The sequence below is a fragment of the Inquilinus limosus genome, from assembly GCF_002195995.1.
In the GTDB taxonomy this organism is placed as follows: domain Bacteria; phylum Pseudomonadota; class Alphaproteobacteria; order DSM-16000; family Inquilinaceae; genus Inquilinus; species Inquilinus limosus_C.
In genome coordinates this window covers 239,712-252,071 of record NZ_NHON01000001.1, presented here as the reverse complement: position 1 = coordinate 252,071, position 12,360 = coordinate 239,712, and the positions used below count along the sequence as shown (strand labels likewise).

Annotated in this window: 12 protein-coding genes and 1 pseudogene; 8 read left to right on the top strand and 5 right to left on the bottom strand. The window is 63.9% G+C overall.

From position 1 onward, the window contains the following. Positions 1 to 18: 18 nt before the first annotated feature. The gene (locus tag BWR60_RS01150) at positions 19 to 1,008 is read left to right on the top strand and encodes a LysR substrate-binding domain-containing protein (RefSeq protein WP_179221579.1); all 990 of its coding nucleotides are present in this window, start codon (positions 19 to 21) and stop codon (positions 1,006 to 1,008) included. Here BWR60_RS01150 and BWR60_RS01145 read toward each other — a convergent pair. From BWR60_RS01145 to BWR60_RS01135, 4 genes and pseudogenes are all read right to left on the bottom strand, one after another. After that, positions 1,005 to 1,382, bottom strand: a pseudogene (locus BWR60_RS01145) (hypothetical protein); the annotation flags it as partial. The gene BWR60_RS01150 and the pseudogene BWR60_RS01145 overlap by 4 nt on opposite strands. A gap of 30 nt (positions 1,383 to 1,412) precedes the next feature. Beyond that, entirely contained in the window at positions 1,413 to 1,535 is a 123-nt protein-coding gene (locus BWR60_RS38590) for a hypothetical protein (protein ID WP_275542359.1), read from the bottom strand. Between the two features lie 45 nt (positions 1,536 to 1,580). Further along, positions 1,581 to 2,516 carry a pirin family protein gene (locus BWR60_RS01140; protein ID WP_088149156.1) on the bottom strand — a complete coding sequence of 312 codons (936 nt, stop codon included), beginning with the start codon at positions 2,514 to 2,516 and terminating at the stop codon, positions 1,581 to 1,583. Between the two features lie 208 nt (positions 2,517 to 2,724). Further along, positions 2,725 to 3,618, bottom strand: coding sequence for a LysR family transcriptional regulator (locus BWR60_RS01135; RefSeq protein WP_088149155.1), 894 nt, complete (start codon positions 3,616 to 3,618; stop codon positions 2,725 to 2,727). Between the two features lie 152 nt (positions 3,619 to 3,770). Here BWR60_RS01135 and BWR60_RS01130 point away from each other — a divergent pair, with 152 nt between their 5' ends. From BWR60_RS01130 to BWR60_RS38850, 6 genes are all read left to right on the top strand, one after another. Then, positions 3,771 to 4,424, top strand: coding sequence for a hydrolase (locus BWR60_RS01130; RefSeq protein WP_088149154.1), 654 nt, complete (start codon positions 3,771 to 3,773; stop codon positions 4,422 to 4,424). A 29-nt stretch (positions 4,425 to 4,453) separates the two neighbouring features. Continuing rightward, a complete protein-coding gene (locus BWR60_RS01125) occupies positions 4,454 to 5,977 on the top strand; it encodes an alginate export family protein (RefSeq protein WP_088149153.1) in 1,524 nt (507 codons plus the stop codon). A 72-nt stretch (positions 5,978 to 6,049) separates the two neighbouring features. Continuing rightward, positions 6,050 to 7,102: an LLM class flavin-dependent oxidoreductase gene (locus tag BWR60_RS01120; protein WP_088149152.1), complete on the top strand. Its 1,053-nt coding sequence runs from the start codon at positions 6,050 to 6,052 to the stop codon at positions 7,100 to 7,102. Beyond that, the gene (locus BWR60_RS01115) at positions 7,102 to 8,877 is read left to right on the top strand and encodes a monovalent cation:proton antiporter-2 (CPA2) family protein (protein WP_088149151.1); all 1,776 of its coding nucleotides are present in this window, start codon (positions 7,102 to 7,104) and stop codon (positions 8,875 to 8,877) included. The genes BWR60_RS01120 and BWR60_RS01115 overlap by 1 nt, the downstream gene beginning before the upstream one ends. Before the next feature lie 61 nt (positions 8,878 to 8,938). Then, on the top strand, positions 8,939 to 9,898 hold the full coding sequence (locus BWR60_RS01110; RefSeq protein WP_088149150.1) for a quinone oxidoreductase family protein: 960 nt from the start codon (positions 8,939 to 8,941) through the stop codon (positions 9,896 to 9,898). Between the two features lie 42 nt (positions 9,899 to 9,940). Beyond that, positions 9,941 to 10,180, top strand: coding sequence for an SDR family NAD(P)-dependent oxidoreductase (locus BWR60_RS38850; protein WP_218823267.1), 240 nt, complete (start codon positions 9,941 to 9,943; stop codon positions 10,178 to 10,180). Between the two features lie 75 nt (positions 10,181 to 10,255). Here the strand turns inward: BWR60_RS38850 and BWR60_RS01100 are convergent, their stop codons facing one another. Then, a complete protein-coding gene (locus tag BWR60_RS01100; RefSeq protein WP_230982908.1) occupies positions 10,256 to 11,023 on the bottom strand; it encodes an SDR family NAD(P)-dependent oxidoreductase in 768 nt (255 codons plus the stop codon). 161 nt (positions 11,024 to 11,184) lie between these two features. Here BWR60_RS01100 and BWR60_RS01095 point away from each other — a divergent pair, with 161 nt between their 5' ends. Then, positions 11,185 to 12,066, top strand: coding sequence for an AraC family transcriptional regulator (locus BWR60_RS01095; RefSeq protein WP_088149149.1), 882 nt, complete (start codon positions 11,185 to 11,187; stop codon positions 12,064 to 12,066). Positions 12,067 to 12,360 lie beyond the last annotated feature (294 nt).

Genomic DNA, 12,360 nt, shown 5'->3' with positions numbered 1-12,360 from the left:
GCAATGTTATGGTGTTCTATGCGCATCACCCAAAGGCAAGTCGAGGCGTTTCGCGCCGTGATGCTGGCGGGTTCGATGACCGCCGCGGCCGAACTCCTGTTCGTGTCGCAGCCGGCCGTAACGCGTCTCATCCGGGATTTCGAGGCGGAGACCGGCCTCACCCTGTTCGAGCGACGCGGCACGCATCTCCAGCCGACCCGGGCTGCGGTGGCGTTGGCCGAGGAGGTAGAGCGCTCATTCGTCGGTCTCGGTAGTATTGCCGCGTTTGCCGACGGGCTGAAGCACGCGACCCTCGGCACCCTGCGGATCGCCGCCATTCCGACGCTCGCTGACGGTCTCCTGGCGCGGTTTCTAGTCGATTTCATGAAGACCCGGCCCGGCGTTCGGGTGTCCTTGGCATCGATGACATCCGATCTGGTGATCGAGGCGGTCGCCGGTGGTGGGGTCGATCTCGGCTATGCCGGCGCCACGATCAGCCGATCGGGCTTCGTCGTCCATCCGACACCGCTCGCCGCGGTCGCCGTCCTTCCGACCGGTCACAGGCTCGCCGAGCGAGACTGCATCCGGCCCGGCGATCTCGTGAACGAAACCTTCGTATCGCTGCGGCCAGGATCGTTGTTTGCCGCTCTCGTCGATGTTGCCCTTGACGGCATTCCTCGCACCGTAGCGTTCACGGCCCGCACGTCTCATGCGGTCTGCTCGATGGTTGCCGCTGGAGCCGGGATCGCATTGGTCGATCCGATGGCTGCCTATGAGCAGGCGGGGCGGAGTCTGGTGGTGCGCCCCTTCGAACCGTCGATCGAAGCGGGCTTTCAAGCGTTGAGGCGTAGCGACGGCGCAGCCATTGTCCCCGGCCCAGCCAGGCGCAAACGGCCACGGTCTCTGATGGAAGCCCTAGTTGAGGGCTTTCATTGCTATGTCATGGGACTGGAGCTTCAAGTCCCGACAGCGGCACAGCGTCGTCATTCACGTGGCTCTGGCCGATGCTCCGAAGTCACGCAAACCTAAGTGGCGGATCGAAAATTGTGCCGCGCCAGCGCAACATGCTTTAGATCGAAGCCTATCGGCGCGGCAAGATCCTGCCTAAGATGCGGCCGGCACGAAGCCAGGATTGAGTCCACCGAAATCGCTCGAATGAGCATGATCCGCGTGGACGTCGAGCCTGCGGCGTCGCCCCGGAGGACTTGCTCCCGTGCCTCCTGCCAGTGGGGATAGGTGACATAGGCGGTGACCGCGCCTTGCTCGTGCGACCGGATCGTGACCTTCTGGCCTTTGGGCATATGGACGATTTCGCCCGGCCCTGCGGTAACGCTGTCTGAGTTTCCGGACACCGACAGCCGCCCCTCGAGGACGATCATCACATCATCGACGGCCATTGTCTCCTCGAGTGTCTGGTTCGGCCGATAGCGCCCCTAGCCGATGGTGATCGGGGAGGCATGGCGCTGGTCGACCAGATTGCCCACAAACACGTCCCCGTCCTGTCCCGGGGAACGTTCCGGCACTGCGTCGGTGATAGTGAACTTGCGAACCTTCATGGGAATTGCTCCTTCTAACTGGCGTGGTTGAGTCACCTGCGCCGGTCAGTCCGGAAGAGGAATGTGCTCATCCCGGTCATCGACCGGGAGATCGAAGCGCCCCTTGCCCCAGTTCTGCGCGCGCCATTCGGCTTTGGCCTCTTCGATGCGCTCCTGCGAAGACGCGACGAAATTCCACCAGATGTAGCGGGGGTTCGAAAGGGTCGCGCCGCCGAGAATCATCAGGCGAGCGCCTTTTGCGCCGGCGGCGACCGTGATCCTGTCGCCGGGGCGGAAGACCATCATCCGGCCAGCCTCGAAATCCTGGCCGGCGATCGAGATCGAGCCTTCGACGATGTAGATGCCCCGGTCCTCGTGATCCTGCGGCATCGGCAGCCGGCCTCCCGCCTCGAGCGTCACGTCGGCGTAGAAGGTCTCCGAGTACATGGTCGCGGGGGCCTTCTCGCCATAGGCGTTCCCGAGGATGAGCCGGACCGAGACGCCGCAGTCCTCGATCACCGGCAGGGCCTCCTTGCCATGATGCTCGAACATCGGCGCCATATCCTCGTGACGCTCGGGCAGCGCCAGCCAGGTCTGGATTCCGAACAGACTGTTCGGACCCCTTCGGGCCGCCGCGGACGTGCGCTCGGAATGTGTCACGCCGCGCCCGGCGACCATCCAGTTCAGCTCGCCGGGACGGATCGTCTGGTCGGCCCCGGTGCTGTCCCGGTGATGGAAGTCGCCGCGATAGAGATAGGTGACGGTGCCGAGACCGATATGCGGATGCGGCCGAACGTCGACGCCCTGTCCGGTCAAGAACTCGGCCGGCCCGGCCTGATCGAAGAAGATGAACGGTCCGACCATCTGCCGCTTCGGCGCCGGCAGGGCGCGCCGGACCTCGAAGCCGCCGAGATCGCGGGCGCGCGGGACGATGAGGGTCTCGATCGCGTCCAGGCCGACCTCATCGGGACAGCCCGGTTCGATTGCCGGATTCCAACTCATGCGCCTCATCCTTTCCTGGGCTTCCCGGAGGCCCCGCCCTTGCCGATGCGAATGCCCAAACTGGCGAGCCACCATATGCCCGACTAGCCCTGCGATGCGTCAAGCTGTGTCGCGGCAAGTGGAACGTGCGGGCACTCGTCGAGCCCAGCGGCCCGCGGCGGAGCGACCGTCGAGCGCAGTTCCTCAACAAGCCTTCGTCCCGTTCGTTTCAGCGGTCGAGACCCCAGATATCCGGGTTTCGTGCGAAATACTCGATCAGCATTTCGGTGAGCACCCGCACTTTCCGCGTGGGATGCTGGCCCGGCGGGCGGACGACATACGCGGCCCCCGGAGGGACCGGATAGCGTGTCATGATCGGCACCAGCACGCCGGAGGCCACATGTTCATATGTGATGCAATCGGGGAGCCAGGCGATGCCGAGACCCGCCGCCGCCGCCGCGGCGAGCGCCGTGGCGCTGTCGGCCTTGAACCTGCCCTGCGGCTGGACCGTGACGATCCTGTCGCCATCCATGAACTGCCAGGCTTCCGTTCCCTGCATGAGGGCCTGATGGGCGGCGAGTTCGTTCAGGGTCTCGGGTGACCCGTGCATCTCGATATAGGCCGGGCTTGCGACAAGCTTGCCATGGATCGGCCCGATGCGCTTCGCGATCAGGTTGGAGTCCTGAAGATAGGCGCCCCGGATCGCGCAATCGAAACCCTCCGCGACGAGATCGACGAAGCGATCGCTGTAGGAGGCGTGGATGTGAAGCTGCGGGTGCCGGCGTGCCATCTCCGCGAGCACGGGGGCGAAGTGGGTCGGGCCGAAGGTGAGCGGCATGGCGACCCTCAGGCGGCCGCGCAACTCACCGGTGGGGAGGATCGCCTCCCTGGCCGCGTCGATCTCGGCACCGGCCCGCGCCGCATGATCCCTGAACGTGATCCCCGCCTCCGTAAGCGCGGCGCCGCGCGTCGTTCGCGCGAGAAGCTGGACGCCGAGCTCCGCTTCGATCCGCAGAAGCCGCCGGCTGACGATCGACTTGGAGACGCCGAGCCGGCGCGCGGCGGCCGATACGCCCCCGGCATCGGCCGCTGCGACGAATGTCTGTAGATCCTCGATGTCCAATTCGGCGTTCCTCGTTTCGCGACACAGCGTGCCGGACCTTGGCACTACCTCATCACCTGACGGAACGGCAAATTGCGCCCGGCAAGCGTCGCCCGCTGGCGCATGTCTCCGCAAAACCAGTGCCGCGCAAAGCGGCAGCAAAGGACGCAATAATGACCTTCCGTAACGGCCTGGCCTCGCTTCTTCGTCCCGAAGATTCGGTCCTCGTTCTGATCGATCATCAGGCCTTTCAGCTTACGAACGTGAACAGCCATGATCCGCAGGCCGTGGTCAATAATGTGACCGCGCTCGCGAAGCTTGCGAAAGCTTTCAACGTTCCGACTATCCTCACGAGCGTGCTTGCGGCGCGTGGCGGCCTGCTTTTCAAGCAGATCACGGACGTCTTCCCGGACCAAGAGGTGATCGACCGTACCTGGGTGAACACCTGGGAGGACAAGAAGGTGGTCGACCTCGTCAAGGCAACCGGCCGCAAGCAGCTGATCATCGCGGGCCTGTGGACCGAAGTCTGCGTCGCCATGCCCGTCATCCAGGCCGCCGGCGAAGGCTGGGACGTGACCGTGATCACCGACGCGTCGGGCGGCGTTTCGACCGAGTCGCACGAGGTTGCCATCCAGCGGATGATCGCGGCCGGCGCGAACCCGATGACCTGGATGGCGCTGGCCGGCGAGTGGCAGCGCGACTGGGCGCGCACCGAGCATGCCGAAGAACTGACACAGATCCTGATCGATCACCTCGGCGGCAGCGGCATCGCGTATTTGTGGGAGCAGCAGTTGCTCAACACGCCGGTGCCGGGCAACGCAGGCTGATGCGGGCGGGGTGACGAGAATCCTGAACGATGCATTCCGCAAGCGCCGAGTGCTGGCCGGGCCTCGTCATCCCGCCTCGACGAGCCGCTGAAAAAGCCCACGTCCGCCATCAACCGCGTCGCTCCGTTTGGAATGGCCCGCAGCGGTCGCTGACCGCTGTGCGGGGCCTTGTCCTCGCGACGGCAGTCGCTGCGATGTCTGCTGCCGCGCAAGCACAGGTTGCGACCGATATCGGGCGCGCGCCGACGCTCACCATCGAGCGTTATCCAGAGGATTGGTCCTATCTCGCGGACTCCTCCAGACGAACGGGTCATTGGACTGAACGGTTCAAGTACATCCCGTTGAGTGCGGATGGATCGACTTATCTCTCGACGGGGGTCGAAATTCGCTCGCGTTACGAGGGCTATACCAACGTCGCCTGGGGGGCAGCGCCGGATGACCGTTACGTCTGGCATCGGTTGATGCCCTATGCCGACTTTCATGCGGGCAGGCTGCGGCTGTTCGTGCAACCGATCCTTTCTGGAATTTCAGGCGTTCGCCGCGCCGAGCGACCAGTCGACACGACCGGTGCCGATATGCTGCAGGCGTTCGTCGAGGTGGACGCCGATATTGCGGAGGGCGCAACGCTGAGGCTCTCGGCGGGCCGCAAACTGGTTTCGCTGGGCGCGGGACGCTTCGTCGACACGCGTTACGGCCCGAACGTCCCGCAAGCTTTTGACGGCTTCGAGGCAACACTGGCCGGCCGGACCCGTCAGGTCACAGCGCTCTATTTTCGCCCGGTCGACAACAAGCTGGGCGATTTCGATGATCGGACCTCGCACCAGAAGACGCTCTGGGGCATCTACGCGACGCAGTGGCTGAGCGAGAACCGCGCGAACGGCTTCGATGTCTTCTATCTCGGCCTGCAAGATCGCAACGCGGTTTACGACCAGGGCACCGGAAAGGAGTTGGTGCATACTTTCGGCGCCCGCATATTCGGAGACACCGGCTCCTCATACTGGAACCTCGAGGCCGCTCTTCAGGGCGGAACCTTCAAGGGTCACCGCAGGTCCGGATGGGGGATCGGCGGCGAAATCGGCTATCGGTTTCTTGAAACTCCGATGCAGCCTGACGTCAGGCTCACGGCCGATGTCATCTCGGGCGACGACGATGCGAATGATCCGAGGTTGGGAACGCTCAACCCCCTGTTTCCCAGGGGCAAGTACTTTGCCTCCCAGTCGCCGATCGGACAGCGGAACCTCATTCACGTGCGGCCTTCCATCACGATCCGCCCGCACAAGGATGTCGAGCTGTCGCTGTCGGGTACAGCTTATTGGCGACAGAGCGCCGGCGACGGCATCTATGCAATCTCAGGCGCGCTCGTCCGCAGCGGCAAAGACAGCAATGCGCGCTTCATCGGGACGCAAGTCGAACTCGCCGCAGCCTGGCAGGTGACGCCTGAGCTGAATCTGTCGGCCTCGGCCGGCGTCTTCGACCCAGGAACGTTCATTCAAGAGACGGGGCCGTCGCAGGTCATAAAGCTCATCGGCGTCACGGCGAACTATCGGTTCTGACGACGTGATCGTTCGCCGCTCCCAACCCGTGTCACCGCTTCGCGCCGCCGAATGAGCTTGCAAGGATCATCCATGGACATCGGAATCGATAGCTTCGCCGCAATCCTCCTCGATCCGGCGACGGGCAAGCTCCCTCCCGCGACCGATCGCCTGGCCGATCTCCTCGATGAGGTCGAGGTCGCCGACCGGGCCGGGCTCGATGTCTTCGGCATCGGCGAGCACCATCGCGCCGAGTTTCTCGATTCCGCGCCGGCGATCATCCTCGCCGCCGCCGCGGCCCGCACCAGCCAGATCCGACTGACGAGCGCCGTGACGGTGTTGAGCGCCGCCGACCCGGTCCGGATCTTCCAGGAGTTCGCGACGCTGGACCTGATCGCCGGGGGCCGCGCTGAGATCGTCGTCGGCCGAGGCTCGTTCGGCGAAGCCTATCCGCTGTTCGGCGCGGACCCGCGGGACTATGACGAGCTCTTCGCCGAGAAGCTCGATCTGCTCCTGAAGCTGAACGAGACGACCTATCCGATCTGGAAGGGTCGCTTCCGCGCGGCACTGGAGGGACAGGGCGTCTATCCGCGTCCCCATCAGCCGCGCCTGCCGCTCTGGATTGGCGTCGGCGGCACGCCGCAATCCTTCGCTCGCGCCGGCACGCTCGGCTTGCCGTTGATGGTCGCGATCATCGGCGGCACCTTCGAGCGCTTCCGCCCGCTCGTCGATCTCTATCGCGAGGCCGGCACGAGTGCCGGGCATAGCCCTGACAAGCTCAAGGTGGGCGTCCATGCAATGGGCTTCGTCGGCGAAACCGGCGCGGCGGCCAGGGAGGCGTTCTTCCCCGGCTGGGCGCATCTGACCGGAAGGATCGGCCGCGAGCGCGGCTGGCCGCCGCCGTCGCGGGAGCAGTTCGACGCCATGGCCAGTCCGGAAGGCGCGTTCCTGATCGGCGATCCAAAGACGGTCGCGGCCAAGATGCTTTATGCCGGCGAGGTGCTCGGGGGTGTCTCGCGCATCACCTTCCAGATGAGCACCGCCTCGCTCGAAACAGCGGCGATGAAGCGTTCGATCGAACTTCTGGGCACCGAGGTTGCGCCGATCGTCCGGGCGGCCACCCACGACACGAGAAAGGCGACCTGATGGCTGAAGCGAGCCTGGGGCAGACCATCGCTCCTGCGGTAGTGCTGATGGGAGCGGCCGTCGTTGCCGTGCCGCTGTTCCGGCGGCTCGGCCTCGGCTCGGTCCTCGGTTACTTCGCCGCCGGCGCGCTGGTGGGGCCATCGGTGCTCGGGCTGTTCACCGATGCCCAGTCCATTCTGCATTTCTCGGAGCTCGGGGTGGTGATGTTCCTGTTCGTGATCGGACTGGAACTGCGGCCGCCCAAGCTGTGGGCGATGCGTGGCCAGATCTTCGGGCTGGGCCTTGCCCAGGTCGCCGCTGCGATCGCGTCCCTTGCGTTGACGGGCGCGGTGGTGTTCGGGCTGTCCGGTCCGGTCGCTTTCATCGCCGGGGCGGGCTTCGTCCTGTCCTCGACCGCTGTCATCATGTCGGTGCTGCAGGACCGCGGCGAGATGTCGGGCGCGGAGGGCCAGAAGTCGGTCGCGATCCTTCTGTTTGAGGATCTGACGATCGTGCCGCTTCTGGCGGTGGTCGCCTTTCTGTCGCCGCTGTCGCAAGGGCAGGCGGGATGGACCGGTATTCTGGTGGCGGTTGCGGCGCTGCTGGTGCTCCTGGTGGTGTCGCGCTGGGGTCTGAACCCGTTCTTCGCGCTGCTGGCGCGGGCGCGGACGCGCGAAGTTCTGACGGCCGGTGCGCTGCTGGTGGTCCTTGGGGCGGCTCTGCTGATGGAGGTCGCCGGGCTGTCGATGGCGATGGGCGCGTTCCTTGCCGGGGTGATGCTGTCGAGTTCGAGCTACCGGCACCAGATCGAAAGCGACATCGAGCCGTTTCGCGGCCTGCTCATGGGATTGTTCTTCCTGGCCGTCGGCATGTCGCTCGATCTCGCCGTCGTCGCGGCCGAATGGCGGCCTCTTCTGTCCATGCTGGCCGCCTTCACAGTCGCGAAGGGCGCCGTGGTCTATGCGGTCGCCCGGCTGTTCGGCGGCTCCACCTACCAGGCACTGCACCGAACCTCCATGTTCCTGCAGGGCGGCGAGTTCGCCTTCGTGCTCTACGCTGCGGCGACGTCGGGCGGCGTGATCGATGCGCGAGAGAACGCGCTGTTCTCCACCGTCGTGATCCTGTCCATGGCGCTGACTCCTCTGCTCATGATCGCGGCAGACAGGATGCTTCGCGCCGAAGCATCGATGGACGGCGTCGACGTCGCCCGCGACCTGAAGGGGCGGATCCTCATCATCGGCTTCGGCCGCTTCGGCCAGATCGCGTCGCAGGCGCTGCTGTCCCGGGGCGTCGACCTCGCTGTCATCGACAAGGACCCCGACAGGATCCGCGACGCTGGACGATACGAGTTCAAGGTCTTCTTCGGGGACGGCGCCCGCCTCGACGTCCTGCACCACTCCGGCGCGCGACAAGCCGATGCGATCATGATCTGCATCGATGACCCGAAGTCCGCGATGCAGATTGTGGAACTGGCTCAGCACGAATTTCCGCAGGCTAAGCTCCTGGTGCGAAGCTATGACCGCGGACATGCGGTCGAACTGATCCGCGCAGGTGTCGACTATCAGATCCGCGAGACGGTCGAATCCGCCTATCGGATGGGCGCGGAGGGCCTGCGAGCTTTGGGCTTTGCCGAGGTCGATATCGAAGAAGCAGCCGAGGACATCCGCCGGCGGGATCGTGAGCGGCTGGCCGAGCAGGTGCAAGGTGACGCCATGTCGGGGATTGACCGACTGCACATTCGGCCCGTTCCGGAGCCACTCAGTAGAACCTCGGGCCAAAGTGTGCCTCGGCGATAGCGGCCCCACGTCGGAAAGCCGATGGCAACCTGCGCCGACACCATGAAGCAAGGAGGTAGCCATGAAAGCGGCTGTCTACGATCGTAACGGTGGCCCCGAGGTTCTCCGTTATGAGGACGTTCCTGATCCGGCATGCCCAGCCGACGGCGTCGTCGTCCGCCATGAAGCCATTGCCATCGAAGGCGGGGACTTGATCAACCGTGCATCCTCACCTCCACCGCATCAGGGCTACGTCGTCGGCTATGCGGCTGCTGGCGAGATCGTCGCTGTGGGATCGGATGTCAGCGATCGTCACGTCGGGCAAAAGGTCACGAGCTTCGATCTTGCGGGATCCCACGCGGAGCTCCGCACCGTGGCTGCCCGCCGGACCTGGCTGGTGCCGGAAGGTCTCGACATGCCTGCCGCCGCAGCGCTGCCGATTGCATTCGGGACGGCCCATCATTGCCTCTTCGCCCGGGGTGAGCTGAAGAGCGGCGAAACCGTACTGATCCAGGCTGGAGCCGGCGGCGTTGGTATCGCCGCCATACAGCTCGCCCATCGCGCGGGAGCTACGGTTCTGGCGACGGTCTCCGGCGCTGCAAGAGTCGAACCTTTGCTCTCGCAAGGTCTCGATCACGCGATCGATCATCGCTCGGTAGACGTCATCGAAACAGTTTTGCGCCTGACGGAAGGCCGCGGCGTCGATCTCGTTGTAGACCCGGTCGGCGCGACCCTGCCGACCTCCTTGGCTGCGCTGCGGCCGGAGGGGCGACTCGTGTTCGTCGGCAACGCCGGTGGCTCAAACCTGCAGCTCGATCTGTGGCCTGCGCTCCAAGGAAACCAGTCGCTCTTCGGCGTCTACATGGGGACGCAGTTCGAGAAGCCGGAGGTCTATCAAACGGTCTCCCGAATGCTGCAGCAGTCGGCGAAAGGCGAGCTTAACGTGGTCGTGGACCGCTCATTCCCTCTCGCTGCCGCTGCAGAAGCACATGCCTATGCAGAGGGAAACGCTCGCCTTGGACGTGTCGTTCTCGTTCCATGACGTTCGGCACGTAGGATTTCGGCGAAAGCGTTGGAGAACCGGATGTCTGCCATAAGACAAGTTGCCCTCGTGACCGGCGCCTCCTCCGGGATCGGAGCCGTATTCGCCGACCGCCTCGCCCAGCGCGGCTATGATTTCGTGTTGGTGGCTCGACGCGCTCAGCGTCTCCGCGATCTTGCCGATCGTCTAGGCCTGCCGTTCAGGCACCGCGATGCGCTGATCTTGCTGAGAACACTCACAGTGTCGGCGTCCAGCGCGAGGTCATTGGCATGCTTGTGTTGATGGCGACCCAATGATCTCACAGGGCGACTGCATTCACTTCGAGACCAAGCAATCGCCTTTGCCGGCGTGACCGGTTTACGCGTTCGCGCCTCCATCTACGGCAACTACCGTGCCGGTCACCATGTTTGCAGCAGGACTTGCAAGAAATGCGACAACATCAGCGATTTCACGCGGCTCCGCAAAACGCCCGATTGACGAGAGGCTCCGCTGGAAATCAGCACTTTCGCCGCCTGCCGGGTTTGCCTCGGTGTCGGTTGACCCGGGCGACACGAGGTTCACGGTGATGCCTTGCGGGCCAAGTTCGCGTGACAAGCCGCGCGTGAAAGAGAGGAGCGCCGACTTCGACATCGCGTAGGCTGTCACACCCGGGAACGGGACGCGATCTCCGAGCCCCGATCCAATCGAAATGATGCGGCCGCCCTCGGGCAGGTGCGGTATCGCGGCTTGTGCAAAGGCGAGCGGCCCGCGCACGTTGACGTCCATCAATTCCTGGAATCTTGTAAGATCGAGATCCGCAATTGCTCCGACCAGTCCGATGGCTGCACTATTGACCAGAATATCGAGGCCACCGAGCGTTTCGACGGTCTCGTTGACGGCCCGCTTGATGGCGTCCGGATCGGCACTGTCGGCCTGGACGGCCAATCCACGGCGGCCCAGCTTTTTGATCGAAGATACGACGCTGTCCGCGCGCCCGACCGAATTCTGATAGGTAATCACGACGTCCGCCCCGTTTTCGGCCAACGCCAGCGCGATTGCGGCGCCGATACCCCTGGATCCTCCGGTTACGAGGGCGCGCTTGCCCTTGAGATCAATCATGTTTTTCCCTTTTTGCTCCATGTCCATGGAAGGCCGCATTCGGGTCCATGAACAGCTGCTTTCAAAATGGTCGCGAGGAAGGCGGTATGTCCTCCTTCTGGCCCTGAAAATAAGCCGAGGCGCGAAAGACAACATCGCCGATCGCACCAAAGTCTTGCACGATCCTGCCAAATAACTATTTCTGGGCGATGCTAGATTCTCCGAATCCAACCACTCGCCTTTTGGGCGACGTTGCCCCCTTCATAGCGGGACAGCCCGAGACCGTGGGCCTTCCGACGCCCGTTCCCCGCCTGACGGTGTGGACAAGCACATGCGCCACGCTTCCTACGCCGGCGTTGTTCGAACCCATGTTTTACGCCGTGTTACGGGGCACCAAAGTGTTGATCATGGGCGCCAATCGCTTCGAGCTGTTGGCTGGCGCCTGCGCGGCATCGTCCTTCGGTCTGCCCTATACCCACCAGTTGATCGGCGCTACGCCGAACCTTCCTTACGTCGGGATGAGCCTTCATCTCGATATCGGCATGCTAACGCGCGTCATGCTTGATATGCCCAAAAGCGACCATCGCTGGACATGCGCTGTGGCCGCAGGCGATCTGAGCGGTCCGGTCGGGGAAGCGTTTGCTCATCTCGTCGGGCTCGTGAGCACTCCTGACGATGTTGGCATGCTCGCGCCTCATTACGAGACCGAGCTTTACTATCGTCTTCTGCAGAGCCCGATGGGCGATACGCTCCGTCAGATCGGTCAACGGAACGGACGGTTTCAACAGCTGAAGGCGGCGGCCGATTGGCTCGCCTCCCACTATAGCGAACCCGTTGTAATTCCCGATCTCGCGGCCTCGGCAGGTATGAGCGTCACCTCGTTCCACAGGCACTTCAAGGCGGTCACAGGACACAGCCCGCTGGCATTTCAACGTCATATGCGCCTTTTGCAAGCTCGAAAGCTGCTGGCCGCCGGTAGCGCCAGCGTGTCGCGAGTGGCCTATGAGGTGGGTTACCTTAGTCCCTCGCAATTCAGCCGAGAGTACAAAAGCATGTTTGGCAGCTCGCCCAAGGCAGATCTGCAGCGCTGACCTTTGACGTACAATATCGTCCCGGCACAAATATTATTCAAAGCTTCAACTTAAAGCCAGGTGACTGTGCGGCTATTCTGCTCGACCAACCTGATACAGAACCTGTTGAACACGTTCGTCAGCGGCAGCTTTCACAAAGTGAGCAAGTCGCCCTAGTCGGCCGCTTTGGATCGCGTCCGGCCGTGTCCGCTTCGTATCGGTGGTTGCGACGGCCGGTCTCGGGCTCACTCAGCGGCCCGGAGCTGACCAAGAAGGGCCGAATTCCGTGGGCTCGAGTGATGTCCGGTGCCGGGG